This window comes from Acidiphilium cryptum JF-5 (assembly GCF_000016725.1).
Classification (GTDB): Bacteria; Pseudomonadota; Alphaproteobacteria; order Acetobacterales; family Acetobacteraceae; genus Acidiphilium; species Acidiphilium multivorum.
Genome location: NC_009484.1, coordinates 1,592,717 through 1,613,309, shown reverse-complemented (window position 1 = coordinate 1,613,309; position 20,593 = coordinate 1,592,717). Strand labels below are relative to the sequence as shown.

Here is a 20,593-nt window from a genome sequence, read left to right as displayed (position 1 = left end):
TCAGATCGTCTTTGCAAGTTGACCCGCGCGCGGTTTCGGCTAGGCATGGGGCATGGCAGAGACGATCACCACCGATGTGGCCATTATCGGCGCGGGCCCAGCCGGCCTATTCGCCGTTTTCGAGTGCGGGATGCTGAAGCTCGGCACCGTGCTGATCGACGCGTTGGGCGAGGTGGGCGGCCAGTGTGCGGCGCTCTATCCGGAAAAGCCGATCTACGACATTCCCGCCCTGCCGGCGATCGAGGCGGCAGGGTTGATCGAGAATCTGGAGCGGCAGATCGCGCCCTTCGCCGCGCCGCGCCTGCTCGGCCGGCTCGTGACGGCGATTTCCGGCAGTTCGGGCGATTTCACGATCGGCACCGACCTGGGCGACATCGTCCGCGCGAAGGCCATCATCATCGCAGCCGGTGCGGGGGCATTCGGCCCGAACCGTCCGCCGCTGGAGGGACTCGCCGCCTACGAGGCGAGTGGTGCGGTGCAGTATTACGTGAAGCGGCGCGAGGCGTTGCGCGGCAAGCGGGTGGTGATCGCCGGCGGTGGCGACTCGGCGGTGGACTGGGCGCTGGCGCTGTGCGGGATTGCATCGAGCATCGCCGTGGTCCACCGGCGGCCGAAATTTCGTGCCGCGCCCGAAAGCGCCGCGCAATTGGCCGAAGCGGCGGCGCGGGGCGACATCGACCTCGTCATTCCCTATCAGTTGCATGCGCTGCATGGCGCCGATGGTGCGCTGCGCACGGTCGAGGTCGCCGATCTCGACGGCGCAACCAGGCATCTCGAGGCCGATGTGCTGTTGCCGTTCTTCGGTCTCGCCACCGATCTCGGGCCGGTTGCGACCTGGGGGCTTGAGCTTTCGCTTCATCACGTTCTTGTGACCCCCTCGACCTGCGAGACCAGCACGCGCGGCATTTTCGCGATTGGCGACGTTGCGCAGTATCCGGGCAAACTCAAGCTGATCCTGCAGGGCTTCTCAGAAGCGGCGATGGCGGCTCACGCAATCCATCCGATCGTGCATCCGGACGAGGCGCTGCATTTCGAGTATTCGACATCGAAAGGTGTGCCGGGCACTGCCTGAGGCCAACCAGTTCACGTCAAAGCGTCCTGACAAACCGCGACCTGCTTCCCGATCCCGGGCATTGGGAGGATTCGCCGATGCGTATCCGCGCTGGACTGGGGCACTGTTGACAACCGGGGAGTCGGAGACCGCTGCCGGCGACCTGCGCCTCGATGATATCGCGGGTGACGTCCGGCAATAGACCGCAAGCGCCTGTCGCCCCCATCCCAGGATTTTGTCCCGTTGCCTGCGCGGTCGGGGAATATATCAGGAAGTTCATTATAAATCAGATAATTGTCCGCAGCACTTCGATGGCAAAATCAAATGGGTGCGTGCGCCCGACCTAGCCCAAGTTCCTTCACCCGGGAAGGCGCTCGCGGTTCACCGGGTTGCGGCTTGCGTGCGATCTCCGAAACGGGGCAGGTCTTGCGGCCTCGGCGGAAGGCAACCCTGCCGTGGTGCTCGGCCGTCCTGACCCCGCTCTGCAAGACGCTGGCAGCAATCGCAGCAAAGGCGGCAGGGGGCGGTCGGTAGAAAGCTGGACGGCCCCTCCGACCGGCTGTTCTCCGTCCAGTTCCCTGTCTGAGCCGTCCGGGAGCTATGAAAAGTCCGGCTTGCGCTTCTCGATGAAGGCCGCCATGCCTTCGCGCTGGTGGGGTGTGCCGAACAGCGGAAGGAAGCTCGCCCGCTCGTATCTCACACCCTCGGCCAGCATGGTCTCGAAGGCGGCGTTGATGCTGCGTTTGGCCTGGAGGAGGGCGACGGGAGACATGCCGGCGATGCGCCTGGCTAGCTTCATCGTCTCCGGCATCAGGTCCGCGGCCGGCACCACGCGGGCGACGAGGTTGGCGCGTTCGGCTTCTTCGGCATCCATCATCCGGCCGGTCAGGATCATCTCCATCGCCTTGGATTTCCCGATGGCGCGGGTCAGGCGCTGGGTGCCGCCGGCACCGGGGATCACGCCGATGGCGATTTCCGGCTGGCCGAACTTCGCCGTGTCGGCCGCGATGATGATGTCGCACATCATCGCCAACTCGCATCCGCCGCCGAGCGCATAGCCCGATACCGCCGCGATCACCGGCTTGAGCGTCGTGGTAACGACTTCCCATGATTTTCCGATGAAATCGTCGAGGCCGGTTTCGGGCCAGCTACGGTTCTGCATTTCCTTGATGTCGGCGCCGGCGGCGAACGCTCTGTCCGATCCGGTGAGCACGATGCAGCGGATTGACTTGTCGGAATCGAAGCCGCGCAAGGCGTCGGCGAGTTCGCTCATCAACTGGTCGCACAGCGCGTTCAGCGACTCCGGGCGGTTCAGCCGGATGACGGCCACGGCGCCGTCGGTTTCGGTCACAATCATCTCGTAGGGCATGGAATCCTCCGCTCTGCTGGCGTCAGGATGGCTGATTTGACCCCGGATGCAAGCCGCAAGGTCGGTCCGGGTGCGCATCAGCCATTGACGCGACCACGGCGCGTTCGTCAGGTATAGGGGGGAGAGACAGACCGAGGCCCAAATTGCCCTTGACCGCCGTTCGCGAATTGCCGCTCGATCAGCTTCTGCTTGGCGATGCCGTCGAGATGATGCGCATGCTGCCGGATGCGTCGATCGACTGCGTCTTCGCCGATCCGCCCTACAACCTGCAACTCCGTGGCGAATTGCGCCGGCCGGATGACAGTGTGGTCGACGGTGTTGACGACGACTGGGACAAGTTCACCGATTTCGCGGCCTATGACGAATTCTCGCGCGCCTGGCTCTCTGAGGCGCGGCGGCTGATGCACAAGGACGCGACGATCTGGGTGATCGGCTCCTATCACAACATTTTCCGCCTCGGCGCGATCATGCAGGATCTCGGGTTCTGGATTCTCAACGACGTGATCTGGCGCAAGACCAACCCGATGCCGAATTTCCGCGGCCGGCGCTTCACGAATGCGCACGAAACGCTGATCTGGGCGGCGCGGGAGCCGAAATCGCGTTACCGGTTCAACTATCAGGCGATGAAATCGCTCAACGACGATACCCAGATGCGCAGCGACTGGACGATTCCGCTCTGCACCGGCGGCGAGCGGCTGCGCAACCAGCACGGCCTCAAGCTGCACCCGACCCAGAAGCCGGAGGCCCTGCTGCACCGCGTGATCCTGGCCGCGACCAACCCGGACGACGTGGTGCTGGACCCGTTTTCTGGTACCGCGACGACGGCGACGGTGGCCAAGCGGCTCAACCGGCATTTCATCGGCATCGAGCGTCATCCCGCCTACGTCGAGGCCGGCTGGGCGCGGCTGCGGGAAATGCGGGCGGCGCCGGCGCATCTGACCAGGCCGATGCCGAGCCGCAGAGAGGCGCCGCGTATCGCCTTCGGCGTGCTGGTCGAGCGCGGCTTGGTCCCGCCAGGCACATTGCTGCATGACAGGCTGCGGCGGGTGAGCGCCACGGTCGCGGCGGATGCCAGCATCATCGCCGGCGCGCATCGCGGCTCGATCCATCAGGTCGGTGCCGCGGTTCAGAACGCCGCAAGCTGCAATGGCTGGACGTTCTGGCATATCGAGCGCGAGGGGAGGCTTGTCGCACTTGATCATGTGCGCGAAACGTTGCGTCCATGACCTCCACCCTTGCCTCGATGACCGGCTTTGCCCGCCACGCGGGCAGCCACGACAATGCCAGTTTCGTCTGGGAAATCCGCAGCGTGAACGGTCGCGGGCTCGATCTTCGGTTGCGCCTGCCCGCGGGGCTGGATGGGCTCGAGCCGGCGCTGCGCGAGGTGGCCGGCAAGCGGTTGAAGCGCGGTAATGTGTCCGCCACGCTGACGTTGAAGCGCGAGTCCCAGGCGGCGATGATGGTGGACGAGGCGGCGCTGGAAGGGCTCCTGCGCCATGCGCTTGCATTGTCGGAGCGGATTCCGGGTGCGATGGTGCCGCGCGCCGAGGCGCTGTTGGCCTTGCCTGGCGTCATCCGTCCCGCTCCCGCCGAGGATGTCGCGGAAGATGCGGAGGCCGCCCGGCAAGAGGCTCTTGCCGCCACTCTGGCCGCCGGCTTCGATGTTGCCATCGAAGCGCTCGATCGTGCGCGGCGTGACGAGGGCGGTCGGCTTGCCGTAATCGCCGCGGATCTGCTCGGCGCGATCCGCCGCCTGGTCGCCGCGGCGCGTGCTCATGCACCGGAACAGGCGGCTCAGCACCGCGCCCGGCTGCAGGGCGCGCTGGCTGATCTGCTCGGCGATTCCGACCCGGTGCCGCAGGAGCGGCTGGCCCAGGAAATCGCGCTGCTCGCCACGAAATCTGACGTGCGCGAGGAACTTGACCGGCTGGATGCGCATGTCGAGGCGGCGCATGCGTTACTCGCCGAGTCGGCGCCGGTCGGCCGCCGGCTCGATTTCCTGATGCAGGAATTCAACCGCGAGGCGAACACGCTGTGCAGCAAGTCGGCGTCGCTGCAACTGACCGCCATCGGGCTCGACCTCAAGGCAACGATCGAGCAGCTGCGCGAACAGGTTCAGAACATTGAATAGGCGCGGCCTCTGCCTCGTGCTTGCAGCGCCTTCTGGCGCCGGCAAGACGTCGCTCTCTCGGGCGTTGCTTGCCGGTGATTCACGGCTGTCGCTGTCGATCAGCGCCACCACCCGCGCGCCGCGCGATGGCGAGCAGGAGGGGGTGCATTATTTCTTCCGCACCCCGGAACAGTTTGCGGGCATGGTCGCGGCAGGCGAATTCCTTGAGTATGCGACGGTGTTCGGCCGGTCCTACGGCACGCCGCGCGCGCATGTCGGGGAGATGCTGGCGGCGGGCCGGGACATCCTGTTCGATATCGACTGGCAGGGCTTTCGCCAGCTCAGGGCCGCGCTGCCGCGCGATGTGGTTGGCGTATTCATCCGCACGAGCAGCCTTGAGGAACTTCATCGCCGCCTTGTGGCGCGTGGCGATGATCCCGCCGCGATCGCGATGCGGATGGAGGAGGCCGAGGACGAACTCGCGCATCAGGGCGAATTCGATTTCATCATCGAAAACAACGATTTCGATACGGCTCTTGGCGATCTTTCGGCGATCCTGCGGGCGGCGCGGCTGATGGCGTCTCGTATGGCATGAATGCTTGCCTGTCAGAGGCAAGTGCGCCTAAAGAGCGATGACGTTTTTCATAAAAACGAACATCACTTTATGCGGAGAGATGTCGTGGCCGAGGAAAATTCAGAGCGCAAGCCGCGCTCAACGCCTTGGCGGCTCCTATTGCTTGTGCCTTTCGTGGCAACGCTCTGGGTGCCGTTCTTCAATCATGCCAAGCCCGCCGTGCTAGGCTTTCCCTTTTTCTATTGGTACCAGCTCGCCTGGGTGGTGATCTCGTCGGTCATCATCTGGATCGTCTGGCGCGCCGAAAGCTAAGGAACGTCGCCATGCTCATAGCCGGTATCGTCTTCGCCGTCCTCGTGGTCGGCGTTCTCATCCTGGGGTTCTTCGCTGCACGCTGGCGCGGCGGTGACCTCGACCAGCTTCACGAATGGGGGCTTGGCGGCCGCCAGTTCGGCACGCTGATTTCCTGGTTCCTGATCGGCGGCGATCTTTATACGGCCTATACGTTCATTGCCGTGCCCGCGCTGATGTTCGGCGCAGGCGCCATCGCCTTCTTCGCGGTGCCATACACCATCGTCGCCTATCCGATCCTGTATGTTGTGTTTCCGAAAATGTGGCGGGTTGCCGCCAAATACGGTTTCGTCACCGGGCCAGAGTTTGTCAGAGGCCGCTATGGCAACCGCTGGCTTGCGCTTGCGGTGGGTATCACTGGCATCATCGCGACCATGCCCTATATCGCGTTGCAGCTTGTCGGCATGCAGGTGGTCATCGGCGCGTTCAACCTCGGTACCGGGTTCGGCAGTCATCTCCCGCTGATCCTGGCCTTCCTCGTGCTCGCCGCCTTCACCTACACGTCGGGCCTTCGCGCGCCGGCGATGATCGCTGTGGTCAAGGACACGCTGATCTACCTCACCATCATCGTGGCGATCTTCGCGATCCCGGCCTCGCTGGGCGGGTTCGGACATATTTTCGCGAAGATCGCCTCCACCAAGCTGCTGCTGCCGAAGCCAGGCCCGCATACCACCGGGCTTTATTCTGGCTATGCGACGCTGGCACTCGGCTCGGCGATGGCGCTGTTCCTGTATCCCCACGCGTTGACCGGCATCCTGTCGTCGCGCTCGAGCGAGACGGTGCGAAAAAACGCGGTGATCCTGCCGGCCTATTCGCTGATGCTCGGCCTGATCACCCTGCTCGGCGCCATGGCGGTGGCAGCCGGCGTTTCCGCGCTGCCCCAGTTCGCCGCGGGCTTCAAAGCCTATGGGCCGAGTTTCGCCGTGCCGGCGCTGCTGATCCATACCTTGCCGGGCTGGTTTGTCGGCATTGCCTTTGCCGCCATCGCGATCGGCGCCCTGGTGCCTGCCGCGATCATGGCGATTGCCTCGGCGAACATCTTCACGCGCGACATCTGGAAGGAATTCGTCTCCCCCGGCGTATCGGCGGCGGCGGAATCGCAGATCGCCAAGCTGTTCTCGATCGTGATGATTATCGGAGCGCTGCTGTTCATCTTCGGCCTGCCGCTGAAGTACGCGATCCAGTTGCAGCTGCTTGGCGGCATGTGGATGATCCAGATCTTTCCGGCCATCGTATTCAGCCTGTTCACCCGGTTCTACAACGGATGGGCGTTGCTGGTCGGCTGGGCGGTGGGCATCGGCCTTGCGACGCATTTCGCGTTGCTGAACCATCTCAAGGGCGCGATCTATCCGTTCCACATCGGTGGGATGACCTATCCGTGCTACATTGCGCTGGCCACCTTCGTCGTGAACGTGATCGTGGCCACCGCGCTATCGCCGGTGTTCCACGCCATCAAGTCGGACCGCACGCGCGACGTGACCACCAGCGCCGACTACGCCTGAGGGATGGTGCGTCTTTCGCGCCAGTGTCGATGAGCGGTTCCACGTCCCGCAGGCGCGGGGCCGCTTTCGGCTTCATCATGGCCACGATCCTGCTGGACATGCTGGCCATGGCGATCGTGCTGCCGGTCCTGCCCGCGCTCATCACCGGGCTGGTCGGCGGGGGCGCCGGGCTGAGCGCGCATGTGTTCGGCGCCTTCGGTGCCGCCTGGGCGGCGATGCAGTTCATTGCCTCGCCGATGCTTGGCGCGCTGTCCGACCGGTTCGGCCGGCGGCCGGTGATCCTGCTCTCCTGCCTCGGCCAGGCGGTGGATTTCACCGTGATGGCGCTGGCTCCATCGGTCGGCTGGCTGCTCGCCGGGCGGATTCTCTCCGGCGCTTCCTCGGCCAACATCGCCGCCGCGAATGCATATATTTCCGATGTCACGCCGCCCGAGCGGCGGGCGGCGGCGTTCGGCGTCTCGGGCGTTGCCGCGGCGATCGGCTTTGTGCTCGGACCGGCGTTGGGCGGTCTGCTCGGCGCGGTTTCGCTGCGCCTGCCGTTCTGGTTCGCCGCAGGTCTTTCCCTCGCCAACTTCCTCTACGGTCTGGTGGCGCTGCCGGAATCGCTCGCGCCGCGCCGCCGCCGGCGGATCGGCTGGCGGGGCCTCAACCCGCTGGATGCGCTGCGCTTCTATCGCCGGCCGGGCGTGGCCGCGCCCGCGACGATCTATGCGCTCGGCACGCTCGCGCTGCAGGCGGTGCCTTCGGTCATGGTGCTTTACGTGCAGGAGCGGTTCGGCTGGCGCCCACAGCTGATCGGCGCCACCCTCGCCGCCGCCGGGGTCGGGTTTGCCGTGGTCGGCGGCGTTGTGGTCGGGCCGATGGTGCGCCGGCTTGGCGAGCCGAGAACGCTTATCCTTGGCCTGATCGGCGGCGCCGCGGGGTTTGTGCTGTTCGGTCTCGCGCCCGATTCGCGGATTTTCTGGATCGGCGTACCGGTTCTCTCGGCCTGGGGGCTGGCGATGCCTGCGGTGCAGGGGATCATGGCGCACCGGATTGGCGGGCGCGAGCAGGGGCGGCTGCAGGGGTTGCTCGCCAGCCTGAACGGGCTGACCGCGCTGGTCGGCCCGTTGCTGTTCACCACGATCTACGCGGCGACGCTGGGGCCTGACGGCACGGCGGACGTGCCGCGCTCGGGCACCGCCCTCGTCGTCGCCGGCCTGCTGCTGCTCGCCTCGCTGATTCCGCTGCGCTGGGCGGTGCGGTATCAGGCCGGCAGGCCGAACCCGTAGGCGTCCATCCGCAGGATGGCGTGCTCGGTCGAGTTGTGCAGCCGCCGTGCCGCGCTGCCCTCTCCGACGCCGATCGCGGTGAAGAGCGGCAGCAGATGCTCTTCGGTCGGGTGTTCGTCGCGCGCATGCGGCGCGCGGGCGCGATAGTCGAGCAGGGCGGCGATGTCGTTGTCGGCAATGGCCGCGTCCATCCAGGCGCTGAACGCCGTCACATCCTCCGCCTCCGGCGCGTCGACCGGCTGGCCGCGGAAGCGCCGCAGGTCGTGAGTGAAACTGCCGGAACCGACGATCAGCACATCGTCACGCCGCAGCGGCGCCAGCGCCCGGCCGATGTCGAAGGCGTGGCGCGGGCCGAGCCGGGTCTGTACCGAGAGCTGGAGTACAGGGATGTCGGCCGCGGGCCAGGCCAGTAGCAGCGGCACCCAGGCGCCATGGTCGAGGCCGCGCGCGGGGTCGAGCCCGGTGGGAAAACCGGCCTCGCCGAGCAGCCCGGCAATGCGCTGCGCCAGCGCCGCATCGCCCGGCGCGGGATAGGAAAGTTCGTAGAGCGCGCGGGGGAAGCCGAAGAAATCGTGGATGGTCTCGTTGCGGACCACCGCATTGACCATCGGCTCTGCCGTCTCCCAATGCGCGGAGACGACGAGAATGGCGCGCGGTCTGGGCAGGGTGGCGGAAAGTCCGGCGAGGAACATCCTCGCCGGGGTTTCTGTGAGAGCCAGCATCGGCGAGCCGTGGCTGACGAAGAGCGAGGGTTGCATCACGCGGTCCTCCGGCCGAACGGTGTGGGGACGAGGGCATAAGGACCATCGCCGATCAGGGCGAGCACCACGAGGGCGATGGCCCAGAACGCGGGATATTCCCATCCGCCGCCCTTCGCCGTGAAATAGAACCCGTTATGGATATGCACCAGCGCGATGGCGCCGATCAGGTCCGGCACGATCAGTAGCGCGGCGAGCCGCGCCCATATCCCGAGCACCAGCGCGATGCCGGCCGCCAGTTCCCACAGCATGACGAACAGGCCGAACCAGCCCGGCAGACCGAGGCTGGCGAAGAAATGTTCCGTCCCGGCAGGTGTGAAGATGGCGTATTTCAGCCAGTCATGGGCGAAGAACAGGAAACCCAGAGTCAGCCGGAGCAGCAGGGCGCCGTAGCCGGCGGTTCGGGTGTCGATTGTCGAGTCCATGTGCGTAATCTCCTTCACCCCCCAGATAACCATGCGAGAATGGTTGGTTAATATCCAATTCTTTGGTTATCGTCATGCGGATTCGCATAGGAGTGACGATGGATTGGGACGATCTGCGCAGCTTTCTCGCCATAGCCCGCGAGGGCACGCTGTCGGCGGCGGCGCGGCGGCTGGGCGTACGGCAATCGACGATGGGACGGCGGCTCGCGGCGCTGGAGGCGCGGGCCGGTGTGCGGCTGCTGGAACGCACGCCGCGCGGCTTCCGGCTGACCGCCGCCGGTGAGGCGGCGCGCGCCGAGGTGGAGCGGATGGAGACGGCGGCGCTGGCGGCCGAGCGGGCGGTGAGCGGGCGGGATGTGCGGCTGGAAGGCACCGTGCGCCTGACGACGGTGAGCGATTTTGCGCCCTCCGTGCTGATGCCTGCCTTGGCCGATCTTGCCGACCGCTATCCGGGCATCGTGGTGGAACTGATCGCCGATGACCGTACCCTCTCGCTCGCTGCGCGCGAGGCTGATCTCGCCCTCCGTCTCGCGCGGCCGCGTGGGCAGTCGTTGCGGGGGCGGCGAATCGGCACGGTATCGTTCGGCCTATATGCGAGCGAAACCTATCTTGCCGCGCGCAGCGTGCCGGCCTGGCCGGGCAGCCAGGGCGAGGGCCATCGGCTCATCCTGTCGCGCGACGAGACCGGCGCCTATCCGGAGCTCGACGCGCTGGCGGCGATGGCGCCGAAGGCGGCTGTCGCCCTCAGGACCGACAGCCGGGTAAGCCAGCTCGCCGCCGCCCGCGCCGGGCTGGGCATCGCTGTGCTCGGGCACCACGTCGCCGCCGGCGCGGGGTTGACGCGGATCGATTCACCGCCGCTGCCGGAGCGGGAAATCTGGCTGGTGCAGCACGAGGATACGCGCGACGTGCCGCGCATCCGCGCCGTTGCCGATGCGCTGGCGGCCAGGATGCGCGCGGCGGAGCCTGTCTTTGCCGGGCTGGATCAGGCGCCCGCCAGTCCTGAGCCCACGAGTTTTGCCGGATCGCAGAGCCGGTCGAACGTCGCGGGGTCGACGCCGCCATAGCCGGTTGCCGCTTCGCGCAGCGTCAGGCCGTGTTCCGCCGCGTGATGAGCGATCGCGGCGGCGCGATCATAGCCGATTTCCGGGCTCAGCGCGGTGACCAGCATGAGCGAGCGGCCGAGCTGTTCGTCGATCCGCGCGCGGTTCAGCGCGGTCCCCTCCACCGAAAACCGGCGGAAGGCGGTGCAGGCTTCCGTCATGGTCCGGCAGGTGCGGAGCACGTTGTTGATGATCAGCGGCCGCATCGCGTTCAGCTCGAAATTGCCCTGGCTGCCGGCGAAGGCAACCGCCGCGTCATCGCCGATCGTCTGGATGCAGACCATCACCAGCGCCTCGCACTGGGTCGGGTTCACCTTGCCGGGCATGATTGAGGAGCCTGGCTCGTTCTCGGGGAGCAGGAGTTCGCCGATGCCGCAGCGGGGGCCGGAGGCGAGCCAGCGCATGTCGTTGGCGATTTTCATCAGTGCTACGGCGAGGCCGCGCAGGGCGGCCATCGTCGCGACCATCGCATCGAGCGAGGCTTGCGCGGCGAACTTGTTCGGGGCGGTAACGAATGGCTTGCCGGTGATCGCGGCGATTCGTGCGGCGATCGCCCGGCCGAAGCCGGCGGGGGCGGCGAGGCCGGTGCCGACCGCGGTGCCGCCGGCGGCGAGTTCGAGCAGCCCGCCGCGCGATGCCCCGACCCGCGCCAGCGCATCGCTAAGCTGGTGCGCATAGCCCGACCATTCCTGGCCCACGGTGAGCGGCACCGCGTCCTGCAGATGGGTCCGGCCGGTCTTGGGGATGTCCATCCACGCGAAGGCCTTCGCCTCGATGGCGCCGGCGAGCGCGTCGATGGCGGGAATGAGATCCTCGTCTAGCGCCGCGAGGGTCGCGACATGCATCGCCGCGGGAAAGGTATCATTGGAGGATTGCGAGCGGTTGACGTCGTCATTCGGATGGATCGGCGCTCGAGCGCCGGGTTCGGCGCCGAGCAGCTGGTTCGCCCGCGCGGCCAGCACCTCGTTGAGGTTCATGTTGGACTGCGTGCCCGAGCCGGTCTGGTAGACATGCAGCGGGAAATGATCGTCGAGTGCGCCCGCCATCGCCTCTTCGGCGGCGCGGACGATCGCCGCCACCTTCCAGCCGGGCAGCGCGCCAAGCTCGGCATTCGCCTCGGCCGCCGCCTTCTTGACCAGCGCATAGGCGCGGTAGAGCGCCGTCGGCATCCGTTCGCCGATGGCGAAATGGCGCAGGCTGCGTTGGGTCTGGGCCCCCCAGTAGCGATCCGCCGGCACCTCGATCGCGCCCATCGAATCATGCTCGGTGCGGGTGCCGGTCGCATCGATGCCGACCGGCACGTCACGCAGTCTTTCTGCTCCGGTGCTCATCGAGAGCAGATGGCGTGCCGCCCCCGCCGGTTAAAGCGGCTCGATTGCGGCGAAGCGGATCAGACGGCCCTATTCTTCCTCGATATCCTCGAGGCTGAACTGCTGGGCTTCCTCGTCGTAGGAATAGATCTCGGCATAGCGGCCCCAGGAGATCGCGGTGCGCAGCGTTTCCTCGGCGCGTTCGGGCGACATGTGATCTTCCAGTTCGTCGCGGAAGCGGACGGCGGAGGCGCGATGGTTCCAGCGTTCGTCGATCACCTGGCGGATCGCGGCGACCAGCTTCACGTTGGCGAGGGCGGCGGCGGCGAAGATCTTCTTGCGCTCCTCGGTATCGGCATTCACGAAGGTCCGGCCCTGCTCGGTCAGGCGGATATCGCCATCCTCAAGTTCGGCGAAGCGCAGCAGTTGCAGGGTTTCGCCGAGTGGCAACAATTCGTCGGCCTCGTATTGCAGCACGGAGGCGAGGGCCGGCAGGTCGGCGCGGCCGTCATATGGCGGGGCGGCGAGCGTTTCCATCAGGCCGGACATCAGGTTGGTGCCGATCGGGTGGAGCGGCGTGGCAAAGCCGGTCGCCGGGTGGGCGGCCTCGGCCTTCAGGTCCGCCGGCGACTTGCGCCGCGTCATCACCGCGTAGATGTCGTCCACCATCTTGCGGAAGGCCGGATCGAGCCGGTTGCGCGGGTGTGGAAAGGGAACGCGCAATTCGTGCGCGACCCGCCCGGGATCGGACGAGAAGACGAGGATGCGGTCGCACATCAATACCGCTTCCTCGATATTGTGAGTTACGATGAGGATCGACTTGACCGGAAGCTTGCCCTCCGACCAGAGGTCGATCAGGTCGGTGCGCAGGGTTTCGGCGGTCAGCACGTCCAGCGCCGAGAACGGCTCGTCCATCAGCAGCAGGTCGGGATGGGTGACCAGCGCGCGGGCGAGGCCGACGCGCTGGCGCATGCCGCCCGAGAGTTCCTTGGGGTAGGCGCCGTCATAACCGCCGAGGCCGATCAGGTCGATCGCCTCCTCGGCGCGCTCCTCGCGCTCGCGCCGGGCGACACCCTGCGCCTCCAGCCCGAGCTCGACATTTTCCTGCACCGTGAGCCACGGAAACAGAGCAAAACTCTGGAACACCATGGCGACGCCGCGCACCGGGCCGCGCACCGGCGCACCCTTCCACGACACATCGCCGCGGGTCGGGCGCAGCAGGCCGGCGATGATCCGCAGCAGCGTCGACTTGCCCGAGCCGGAGCGGCCGAGCAGGCCGACGATCTCGCCCTCGCGCAGCGTCACGTTGACGTCGTCGAGCACGACCAGTTCGCTGTTGGCTTCCTTCGGATAGGATTGCCGGCAGTTGCGGACATCGAGCAGGATGCCGGGCGCGGTTTGCTGGTCCATCTCTCCTCCTTATCCGAAATTGGTGCGCCGGCTGGCATAGGCGTAGAGGGGGCGCCAGACCAGCCGGTTGAAGCCGAGCACGAAAGCCGCCATCACGGCCACGCCGAGCACGATGCGGCTGGTGTTCCCGGCCATGGTCGCCTGCGCGATATAGGCGCCGAGCCCACGCGCGACCAGCGTGGTATGGCCCCATGAGGCGACCTCGGCAACGATCGAGGCATTCCATGCCGCGCCGGTCGCGGTGAGTGCGCCGGTAACGAAATAGGGCAGGATGCCGGGGATGATGAGCCGGCGCCACCAGAGAAGCCCGCTCAGGCGGAAATTCGAAGCCGCTTCCTTCAGGTCGCCTGGCAGCGCGGCGGCACCCGCGACGACGTTGAACAGGACGTACCACTGTGTGCCGAGGATCATCAGCGGTGTCAGCCAGATGTTTGGCGCGAGGCGGAAATGCACGATTCCGGCAACCACCACGGGGAAGACGAGGTTGGCGGGGAAGGCGGCGAGGAACTGCGCGGCTGGCTGAACCAGTCGCGTTGCCCACGGCCTGAACCCGACCCAGACGCCGACGGGCACCCAGATCACGCAGGAGATCACCAAAGCCGCGATGACGCGGGCAAGGGTGTAGAAGGCGAGCACGACGCACTGGGCAAGATCGCTCCAGTACATCGTGCGCGCGCAGAACTCGACCACTTGTGCGGCAGCGGCGCCGGCCGCGATGATCACGACCGCATAAAAGGCGGCGTCGCCGATCCGTCCGGTGGCGCGGTCGAGGCCGGCGGACCCGAACTTCCGGTCGGCCCTGCCGAGGCGCAGGCGGACGACGTGGGCAAACTGGTCGCTCAGCCAGTCCCCTGCGGCGCGGAGAAGAAAGGTCCGGCGCAGCAGGCGGAGGACCCAGGGTTCCGTCTCGCCGGCGGAGGGCACGGTTTCGAACCGGAATTTGCCCGACCAGGCAACAAGAGGGCGGAACAGCAACTGGTCGTAGAGCAGGATTACCACCAGCATGGCCAGCAGCGCATAGACGATGGCAGCGAAATCGCGGTGCTGCAGCGCGACCGCAACGTAGGAGCCGATCCCCGGCAAGGTGAAGGTGGTGTGACCGACCGTGATCGCCTCAGACGCGACCACGAAGAACCAGCCGCCGGACATCGATAGCATGGTGTTCCACACGAGGCCCGGCACGGCGAACGGCACGTCGAGTCGCCAGAAGCGTTGCCAGGGTGTCAGGCCGAAACTGCGGCAGGCCTCGACCAGATCCGCCGGTTCGGTGGTCAGCGACTGATAGAAGCTGAAGGCCATGTTCCAGGCCTGGCTGGTGAAGATGACGAACACCACCGCGAGTTCCGCGCCGAGTTCCTGTCCCGGGAAAAGATGCAGGAAAAACAGCACGGTGAAGGAAATGAAGCCGAGAATCGGGATCGATTGCAGGATGTCGAGGATCGGGATGATGATGATTGCGGCGCGCCGGCTCTTCGCGGCCAGTGTCGCGACCGTGAAGGTGAAGCCGAGCGAGACGAGCAGGGCAGCGAACATGCGCAACGTCGTGCGCAATGCGTAGCCGGGCAGCCACGCCGGATTCAGGTGAATATGGCCCGATTTCATCCGCGCGAGGGGCGCCATCGTGCCCTGCGCGACGTGCGCCACCCCGATCAGCAGGGCGAAGACGAGTGCCATCGCCGCGACGTCCCACGTATTGGGCAGCCGGCGGCCATGAACAAGGGCGGGCGGGACTGGTCTGGTCATGAGCCGATCCGCGTTGAAATCATTGCCGATTGTCGAACTGAAGCCGGGCGCTGCACCCCGCGGACCCTGCCTTAGCCCGGCTTTTCGCCGCTGTCACCCACCATCGGGCGGCGGGATGGTTCAATTCCGGTTCGAACTGGGCTATGCAGCGAGACCCGGGTGCTGAGGCAGCCCGGTCAGGCTGACTGGAAGGATCGCATGAAGCTCAAGGCGGATCGGGCAACGCTGCTGAAGGCGCTGGCCCATGTTCAGAACGTTGTCGAAAAACGCAACACGATTCCCATCCTGGCCAATGTGCTGTTGTCGGTGAAGGAAGGCCGGCTGACCATCGCCGCGACCGATCTGGAGATCGCGCTGATCGAGGAGGTCGCCGCGACGACGATGAGGGACGGCTCTGTCACCGCGCCGGCGGCGACCCTTTACGAGATCGTGCGCCGCCAGCCGGACAACGCCGAGATCGAGCTCGACCATCCGGGCGGTGACGCGCCGCTCGCGCTGCGGGCAGGACGCTACGCCACCAAGCTCGTGGTGCTGCCGACCGACGAATTCCCCAAGCTCGATGCCGGCAAGCTGACGCATCGCTTCGCCGTGCCGGCGCAGGCGCTGCGCGGGCTGATCGACCGCACGCGCTTCGCGATCTCGACCGAGGAAACCCGCTACTATCTCAACGGCATCTATCTTCATGCCGCCGAGTCGGAGGGAGTGCCGGTGCTTCGCGCCGTGGCGACGGACGGGCATCGTCTCGCCCGCGTCGAGGAGCCGCTGCCCGAGGGCGCCGCGGGGATGCCCGGCGTCATCGTGCCGCGCAAGACGGTGAACGAGATCCGCAAGCTGCTCGACGAGGTCTCCGGCGATGTCTCGATCGCGCTCTCGGAAACCCGCATCCAGTTCGAGCTGGACACCATGCGGATGACCAGCAAGCTGATCGACGGCACCTATCCCGATTATTCGAAGGTGATCCCTACGGGCAACGACAAGATACTGCGCGTCGAGACCGCCGATTTCTCCGCCGCAGTGGCGCGCGTCTCGGCGATCACCTCCGAGCGAAACAAGCCGGTCAAACTCTCCGTCGGCCGCGACCTCCTGGTGCTTTCGGCGACCAGCCCCGACCAGGGCACGGCAACCGAGGAACTCGACGCCGAGCAGGTGGAATACCGTGCCACCCCGCTCGAAATCGGCTTCCAGGCCCGCTACCTCAACGACGTGACGGAACAGATCAAGGGCAAGGTGGAGTTCTGCTTCGCCGACGGCGCGGCGCCGACCCTGGTGCGCGCCGCCGGCGACGAGAGCGCGATTTTCGTTCTCATGCCGATGCGGGTCTGACCCCGCGGTGCCGCGCCGGGGCCTCCGGGCGCGGCGCCGGAGGCTTCACCCCTGCATGGAGCCGTTCTCGCGCAGGCGGGCGTGCCAGGACAGCGCCTGTTCGATCAGATGCGGCGTCTGCCCGCCACGGCTGCGTGCGGCCTCGTTGAAATAGTCGCGCAGCGCGTCGCGGTAGAGCGGGTGCGCGCAGTTGTCGATGACCAGCGCCGCCCGCTCGCGCGGGGCAAGGCCTCGCAGGTCGGCCAGCCCCCGTTCGGTGACGATCACGTCCACGTCGTGCTCGGTATGATCGACATGCGAGACCATCGGCACGATGCTGGAGATCTTGCCGCCCTTGGCCAGCGACTTGGTGACGAACACTGAGAGATGGCCGTTCCGCGCGAAATCGCCGGAGCCGCCGATGCCGTTCATCATGTGCGTGCCGCCGACATGGGTGGAGTTCACGTTGCCGTAGATATCTGCCTCCAGCGCCGTGTTGATGCCGATGATGCCGAGGCGGCGGACGATTTCGGGATGGTTGCTGATTTCCTGCGGGCGCAGCACCAGCCGGTCGCGGTAGCGGCCGATATCGCCGAGCACCCGTTCGTAGAGCGGCTTCGACAGCGTCATCGACGAGCCGGAGGCGAAGACAAGGCGGCCGCTGTCGAGCAACGAGATCGTGCTGTCCTGCAACACCTCGGAATACATGGTGAGGTTGCTGAACCGGCTTTCGGTGAAGCCGTGCAGCACCGCGTTGGCGATGCTGCCGATGCCGGCCTGCAACGGCATCAGCGAGGGCGAGAGCCGGGCCTCGCGCACCTCGTGGTCGAGGAATTCCAGCAGGTGCCCGGCGATCGCGGCGGTGTCCTCGTCGGGCGGCTCGATGCGCGAGGGGCTGTCGGCCTTGCTGGTGATGACGATGCCGATGATCTTCTGCGGGTCGATCGGCACATAGGGCAGGCCGATCCGGTCGCTCGGCCGCATCACCCCGAGCGGCTCGCGATAGGGGCGGCGCGAGGGGAAATAGATGTCGTGCAGGCCTTCGAGTTCCTGCGGCATCGTCATGTTGATCTCGACGATCACCTTCTCCGCCAGCACGGCGAAGCTCGCGGCGTTGCCGACCGAGGTGGTGGGCACGATGCCGCCCTTCTCGTTGATCGCCGTCGCCTCGACCACGGCGATGTCGACCGGGCGAAGCTGGCGTGCGCGCAGCTGTTCCACCGTTTCGGACAGATGCTGGTCGATGAACATCACCTCGCCGTCATTGATGCGGCGGCGCAGGGCCGGGTCGGCCTGGAAGGGCATGCGGCGGGCGATCACGTTGGCCTCGGACAGCGTCTTGTCGATATCGTTGCCGAGCGAGGCGCCGGTCATCAGCGTGATCCGCAGTGGATCGCGCCGGGCGCGCTCGGCGAGAGCCACCGGTACCTCCTTGGCGTCTCCGGCGCGGGTGAAACCGCTCATGCCGATCACCATCCCGTCCCTGATCGACAGCGCGGCCTCCTCGGCCGACATCACCTTGCCCCAGAGCGTCTCCAGCCTGATCCGGTCACGATACATTCCGCTTCAACTCCCCGCGTTGCCACGCCTCTTGAGCAAGCGCTTTGCCGATCGTTTCGGAACGTTTCATTGAGGCAGATCAAGGATCGGGTCGTACGAGCCGGCCTGGGGACATGGCTGCGTTGCGGACAAGGCCGTCGGCCGGCAAACCTACCCGATCGAGTGATTTCCGCCCGCGTAACCTGCTCCTAGAATCGTCTCGTCAAGACCATTCGGAGTGTAGCGATGTCCAGCAGCGAAGACCTCCTCGTCGTGATTGCCGATGGCGCGCAGGCGCGCTTCGTGCGGTTCCGTCCCCCAGGCAAGCTCAAGACCGAGCGCACATTCGAATCGGTGGCGGCGCATCTGCGTTCCTCCGAACTGCGCAGCGATGGGCCGGGCGCATCGTTCCACACCGGCTCGACGGCGCATCACGCGGTTGAGCCGCGGCATGACCCGCACGAGTCGGAAAAGATCGCCTTCGCCCGAACCGTGGCGTCGGAACTCAATGCGCTGCCCGAAGGCAGCTTCGGCGGTTTGATCCTTGCTGCGCCTGCGCGGCTGATACCGACGCTGCGCGACGCGCTGGCGCCCTTGCCGGCGCGCAACCTGATCGGCACCGTCGAGCACGACCTCGTCAAGGTGCCGGATGAGGAACTCTGGCCGCATCTGGAAGCGGTACTGCCGGCCGGAATTCATCCCGCGCGATTGTGATCGCCCGCTCAGAGGTCGATGGCCGCGCCGTCGCGGAGCACGAGATTGGCGGCCTCGCTGAAGCCGCTGGCCTCGTGCAGCACAAGGCCCGGTAGCAGCACGGTCGGCCCGCGCCCGCCGCGAATTGCCCGGAGAATGAACAGCTTCGCCGGCCTCCCGGCACGTGGCCAGAGCGGCAGGATCCGCAATGATCCGCAGCCCGCCGCGCGCGCCGCCTCGAGCGCGGTATCGAGCGATGCCGCGGGGAGGATCAGCGACAGGCTGCCGCGCGGACGCAGCAATCGCGTCAGAGACGCGGTCCAGGCCGGCAGCAGATCGCCGGGCGCCTCGTAGGCGAGGCGGCGGCCGGGATCGGGCGAGGGGGTGTCGGCGACCGGGCGCCAGGGCGGGTTGGCGAAGGCATGGTCGAATGGGCCGGTGAGCGGTGGGCCGGTGATGTCGGCGGCAATGATCGTGGTGCCCTCGAAGCCGTTCGTCCGCAGGTTGTCGCGCGCGAGGGCAGCCAGTTCCGGATCCCGCTCGATGCCGACCCCGCGGAGTTCGGGCACGCGATAGCTGAGGCAGAGAAGACCGGCGCCGGCACCGGTTCCCGCCTCGATCACCCGTTCGCCCGGCCGTGCCGGCACGACGGCGGCGAGCAGCACGGGCTCGATTCCGGTCCGATGCCCGGTCGTGGCCTGGGTGTAGCGGATGCGACCGGCAAGCAAGGTGCCTTCGGTAAGCCTCATGCCTCGCCGGCCTCGCGCAGAATGCGGCGAGCCTGCGCCGCCTCGTCCGTCGCAACCGCGATCCGGCGGGGAAACGCCCCGATATTGCCCTCGATCGCGGCGATATTCTGATCCAGCAGCACCGGGGCGAGTCCGGCATCGCGGAGGAGCGCCATCAGGAAACTGAGGCGGATCGTATCCGTCGACGCAACGATCGTTTCCATGCGGTCTCCTTCCCCGCGGGCCGCCTTGACCCTCTGTCCCCCGCGCCGATATGCTGTCCTGATCCAGATGGAAACACAAGGTTGATACCGGCTGTGGATGGGCTGCTGACCTCGGGACAGGATGCCGGAACGGCGCGCACGCGTCCGGAGGAAGATGCCTTGCATCGCCTCGCGGTGGTCCTTCAGGACGATCTGACGGAAACGAACCGCACCATCCTCGCGCGCATGGCGAGCGATGTGGAGCTGATCCCGCAACTTGCTGCGCATCTGATCGCCGCGGGTGGCAAGCGGTTGCGGCCGCTTCTCACCCTCGCCGCGGCGCGTCTCTGCGGCTATCGCGGCGAGCGGCATATCCACCTCGCCGCCTGTGTCGAATTCATCCACACAGCCACGCTGCTGCATGACGATGTGGTGGATGAAAGCGGCCTCCGCCGCGGGCTCGCGAGCGCGAACGCCGTGTTTGGCAACAAGGCTTCGGTGCTGGTGGGGGATTTCCTGTTTGCCCGTGCCTTCGAGCTGATGGTCGAGGACGGCTCGCTGGACGTGCTGCGAATTCTCTGCAACGCCTCGGCTACCATCGCCGAGGGCGAGGTGCTCCAGCTTACGACCCAGAATGATCTCAGCACGGACATTCCGCGCTATTTCAAGGTGATCGAGGGCAAGACCGCGGCGCTGTTCGCGGCGGCGTGCGAGGTGGGCGGTGTTGTTGCCGACCGTGACTCTGCGGTGTGCGGCGCGCTTGCCTGCTACGGCGCGGCGCTCGGCATGGCGTTCCAGCTCGTCGATGACGCACTCGATTATGCGGCCGACCAGAACGAACTGGGCAAGACCGTCGGCGACGATTTCCGCGAGGGCAAGCTGACCTATCCGGTCCTGGTGGCCTATGCGGCGGGCGATGGTCCTGAGCGCGCGTTCTGGCGCCGTACCATCGAGGACGGCGAGCAGACCGAAACCGATCTCGCCACAGCTCTCGATCTGATCCGCAGGCATGACGCCATCGGCCAGACCATCCGCGAGGCCGACGCATTCGCGCGCAAGGCGAAGGACGCACTGGCCACGCTGCCGGACGATCCGCTGCGCGCCCTGATGATGGAGGCGGCGGATTATGCCGTCTCCCGCCATCGCTGAAC

At 66.6% G+C, this 20,593-nt stretch carries 20 protein-coding genes; 11 read left to right on the top strand and 9 right to left on the bottom strand.

What is annotated here, in order from left to right; translation table 11 throughout:
* Positions 1-52: 52 nt before the first annotated feature.
* Positions 53-1,072, top strand: a complete 1,020-nt coding sequence (locus tag ACRY_RS09675) for an NAD(P)/FAD-dependent oxidoreductase (RefSeq protein ID WP_007421889.1) — start codon at positions 53-55, stop codon at positions 1,070-1,072.
* A 577-nt stretch (positions 1,073-1,649) separates the two neighbouring features.
* Here ACRY_RS09675 and ACRY_RS09670 read toward each other — a convergent pair.
* Entirely contained in the window at positions 1,650-2,420 is a 771-nt protein-coding gene (locus ACRY_RS09670; RefSeq protein ID WP_011942252.1) for an enoyl-CoA hydratase-related protein, read from the bottom strand.
* Between the two features lie 206 nt (positions 2,421-2,626).
* Between ACRY_RS09670 and ACRY_RS09665 the strand changes: the two genes are divergently transcribed.
* From ACRY_RS09665 to ACRY_RS09640, 6 genes are all read left to right on the top strand, one after another.
* Positions 2,627-3,646, top strand: a complete 1,020-nt coding sequence (locus ACRY_RS09665; RefSeq protein WP_172637347.1) for a site-specific DNA-methyltransferase — start codon at positions 2,627-2,629, stop codon at positions 3,644-3,646.
* The gene (locus ACRY_RS09660) at positions 3,643-4,551 is read left to right on the top strand and encodes a YicC/YloC family endoribonuclease (protein WP_011942250.1); all 909 of its coding nucleotides are present in this window, start codon (positions 3,643-3,645) and stop codon (positions 4,549-4,551) included. Before ACRY_RS09665 ends, ACRY_RS09660 begins: the two co-directional genes overlap by 4 nt.
* Positions 4,544-5,125, top strand: a complete 582-nt coding sequence (gene gmk / locus ACRY_RS09655; protein ID WP_011942249.1) for a guanylate kinase — start codon at positions 4,544-4,546, stop codon at positions 5,123-5,125. The genes ACRY_RS09660 and gmk overlap by 8 nt, the downstream gene beginning before the upstream one ends.
* An 84-nt stretch (positions 5,126-5,209) precedes the next feature.
* Positions 5,210-5,416: a DUF3311 domain-containing protein gene (locus tag ACRY_RS09650; RefSeq protein WP_007421894.1), complete on the top strand. Its 207-nt coding sequence runs from the start codon at positions 5,210-5,212 to the stop codon at positions 5,414-5,416.
* An 11-nt stretch (positions 5,417-5,427) separates the two neighbouring features.
* Positions 5,428-6,957: a monocarboxylate uptake permease MctP gene (gene mctP / locus ACRY_RS09645; protein ID WP_007421895.1), complete on the top strand. Its 1,530-nt coding sequence runs from the start codon at positions 5,428-5,430 to the stop codon at positions 6,955-6,957.
* 29 nt (positions 6,958-6,986) lie between these two features.
* Complete coding sequence (locus ACRY_RS09640) at positions 6,987-8,228, top strand: MFS transporter (protein ID WP_011942248.1); 1,242 nt, start codon at positions 6,987-6,989, stop codon at positions 8,226-8,228.
* On the opposite strand, the gene ACRY_RS09635 is transcribed toward ACRY_RS09640, so the two are convergent.
* Positions 8,204-8,986 (bottom strand): DODA-type extradiol aromatic ring-opening family dioxygenase, encoded by a 783-nt coding sequence (locus ACRY_RS09635; protein WP_011942247.1) that lies wholly within the window; start codon positions 8,984-8,986, stop codon positions 8,204-8,206. The two genes, ACRY_RS09640 and ACRY_RS09635, sit on opposite strands and share 25 nt — an antisense overlap.
* Positions 8,986-9,411: a DoxX family protein gene (locus ACRY_RS09630; protein WP_007421898.1), complete on the bottom strand. Its 426-nt coding sequence runs from the start codon at positions 9,409-9,411 to the stop codon at positions 8,986-8,988. Before ACRY_RS09630 ends, ACRY_RS09635 begins: the two co-directional genes overlap by 1 nt.
* Positions 9,412-9,509: 98 nt before the next feature.
* Between ACRY_RS09630 and ACRY_RS09625 the strand changes: the two genes are divergently transcribed.
* A complete protein-coding gene (locus ACRY_RS09625; RefSeq protein ID WP_011942245.1) occupies positions 9,510-10,478 on the top strand; it encodes a LysR family transcriptional regulator in 969 nt (322 codons plus the stop codon).
* Here the strand turns inward: ACRY_RS09625 and ACRY_RS09620 are convergent.
* The 3 genes from ACRY_RS09620 to ACRY_RS09610 all read right to left on the bottom strand — a co-directional run bounded on the left by ACRY_RS09620 (position 10,397) and on the right by ACRY_RS09610 (position 14,977).
* Positions 10,397-11,845: a class II fumarate hydratase gene (locus tag ACRY_RS09620; protein ID WP_011942244.1), complete on the bottom strand. Its 1,449-nt coding sequence runs from the start codon at positions 11,843-11,845 to the stop codon at positions 10,397-10,399. The two genes, ACRY_RS09625 and ACRY_RS09620, sit on opposite strands and share 82 nt — an antisense overlap.
* A gap of 69 nt (positions 11,846-11,914) precedes the next feature.
* The gene (locus ACRY_RS09615; RefSeq protein ID WP_007422950.1) at positions 11,915-13,234 is read right to left on the bottom strand and encodes an AAA-associated domain-containing protein; all 1,320 of its coding nucleotides are present in this window, start codon (positions 13,232-13,234) and stop codon (positions 11,915-11,917) included.
* A gap of 9 nt (positions 13,235-13,243) precedes the next feature.
* The gene (locus ACRY_RS09610; RefSeq protein WP_007422951.1) at positions 13,244-14,977 is read right to left on the bottom strand and encodes an ABC transporter permease; all 1,734 of its coding nucleotides are present in this window, start codon (positions 14,975-14,977) and stop codon (positions 13,244-13,246) included.
* A gap of 198 nt (positions 14,978-15,175) precedes the next feature.
* Here ACRY_RS09610 and dnaN point away from each other — a divergent pair, with 198 nt between their 5' ends.
* Positions 15,176-16,300: a DNA polymerase III subunit beta gene (dnaN, locus tag ACRY_RS09605; RefSeq protein WP_007422952.1), complete on the top strand. Its 1,125-nt coding sequence runs from the start codon at positions 15,176-15,178 to the stop codon at positions 16,298-16,300.
* 45 nt (positions 16,301-16,345) lie between these two features.
* Here dnaN and ACRY_RS09600 read toward each other — a convergent pair whose 3' ends face one another.
* Positions 16,346-17,839: an acetyl-CoA hydrolase/transferase family protein gene (locus ACRY_RS09600; RefSeq protein ID WP_011942243.1), complete on the bottom strand. Its 1,494-nt coding sequence runs from the start codon at positions 17,837-17,839 to the stop codon at positions 16,346-16,348.
* 225 nt (positions 17,840-18,064) lie between these two features.
* On the opposite strand from ACRY_RS09600, the gene ACRY_RS09595 reads away from it, so the two are divergent.
* Positions 18,065-18,532 (top strand): host attachment protein, encoded by a 468-nt coding sequence (locus ACRY_RS09595; RefSeq protein WP_011942242.1) that lies wholly within the window; start codon positions 18,065-18,067, stop codon positions 18,530-18,532.
* Between the two features lie 8 nt (positions 18,533-18,540).
* On the opposite strand, the gene ACRY_RS09590 is transcribed toward ACRY_RS09595, so the two are convergent.
* Together ACRY_RS09590 and ACRY_RS09585 are read right to left on the bottom strand one after the other, a co-directional pair.
* Positions 18,541-19,260, bottom strand: a complete 720-nt coding sequence (locus tag ACRY_RS09590) for a tRNA1(Val) (adenine(37)-N6)-methyltransferase (RefSeq protein ID WP_011942241.1) — start codon at positions 19,258-19,260, stop codon at positions 18,541-18,543.
* Complete coding sequence (locus ACRY_RS09585; protein WP_007422958.1) at positions 19,257-19,463, bottom strand: DUF2007 domain-containing protein; 207 nt, start codon at positions 19,461-19,463, stop codon at positions 19,257-19,259. The genes ACRY_RS09590 and ACRY_RS09585 overlap by 4 nt, the downstream gene beginning before the upstream one ends.
* Positions 19,464-19,556: 93 nt before the next feature.
* On the opposite strand from ACRY_RS09585, the gene ACRY_RS09580 reads away from it, so the two are divergent.
* Positions 19,557-20,591: a polyprenyl synthetase family protein gene (locus tag ACRY_RS09580; RefSeq protein WP_011942240.1), complete on the top strand. Its 1,035-nt coding sequence runs from the start codon at positions 19,557-19,559 to the stop codon at positions 20,589-20,591.
* The last annotated feature ends 2 nt before the right edge of the window (positions 20,592-20,593 follow it).

Bases quoted from the DNA above. Each gene is read 5' to 3' on its own strand.
- ACRY_RS09675 (WP_007421889.1), top strand. From the start codon at position 53: ATGGCAGAGACGATCACCACCGATGTGGCCATTATCGGCGCGGGCCCA.
- ACRY_RS09610 (WP_007422951.1), bottom strand. From the start codon at position 14,977: ATGACCAGACCAGTCCCGCCCGCCCTTGTTCATGGCCGCCGGCTGCCC.
- ACRY_RS09590 (WP_011942241.1), bottom strand. From the start codon at position 19,260: ATGAGGCTTACCGAAGGCACCTTGCTTGCCGGTCGCATCCGCTACACC.
- ACRY_RS09620 (WP_011942244.1), bottom strand. From the start codon at position 11,845: ATGAGCACCGGAGCAGAAAGACTGCGTGACGTGCCGGTCGGCATCGAT.
- mctP (WP_007421895.1), top strand. From the start codon at position 5,428: ATGCTCATAGCCGGTATCGTCTTCGCCGTCCTCGTGGTCGGCGTTCTC.
- ACRY_RS09635 (WP_011942247.1), bottom strand. From the start codon at position 8,986: ATGCAACCCTCGCTCTTCGTCAGCCACGGCTCGCCGATGCTGGCTCTC.
- ACRY_RS09670 (WP_011942252.1), bottom strand. From the start codon at position 2,420: ATGCCCTACGAGATGATTGTGACCGAAACCGACGGCGCCGTGGCCGTC.
- ACRY_RS09600 (WP_011942243.1), bottom strand. From the start codon at position 17,839: ATGTATCGTGACCGGATCAGGCTGGAGACGCTCTGGGGCAAGGTGATG.
- ACRY_RS09640 (WP_011942248.1), top strand. From the start codon at position 6,987: ATGAGCGGTTCCACGTCCCGCAGGCGCGGGGCCGCTTTCGGCTTCATC.
- ACRY_RS09595 (WP_011942242.1), top strand. From the start codon at position 18,065: ATGTCCAGCAGCGAAGACCTCCTCGTCGTGATTGCCGATGGCGCGCAG.
- ACRY_RS09660 (WP_011942250.1), top strand. From the start codon at position 3,643: ATGACCTCCACCCTTGCCTCGATGACCGGCTTTGCCCGCCACGCGGGC.
- ACRY_RS09585 (WP_007422958.1), bottom strand. From the start codon at position 19,463: ATGGAAACGATCGTTGCGTCGACGGATACGATCCGCCTCAGTTTCCTG.
- ACRY_RS09630 (WP_007421898.1), bottom strand. From the start codon at position 9,411: ATGGACTCGACAATCGACACCCGAACCGCCGGCTACGGCGCCCTGCTG.
- ACRY_RS09615 (WP_007422950.1), bottom strand. From the start codon at position 13,234: ATGGACCAGCAAACCGCGCCCGGCATCCTGCTCGATGTCCGCAACTGC.
- ACRY_RS09665 (WP_172637347.1), top strand. From the start codon at position 2,627: ATGATGCGCATGCTGCCGGATGCGTCGATCGACTGCGTCTTCGCCGAT.
- dnaN (WP_007422952.1), top strand. From the start codon at position 15,176: ATGAAGCTCAAGGCGGATCGGGCAACGCTGCTGAAGGCGCTGGCCCAT.
- ACRY_RS09625 (WP_011942245.1), top strand. From the start codon at position 9,510: ATGGATTGGGACGATCTGCGCAGCTTTCTCGCCATAGCCCGCGAGGGC.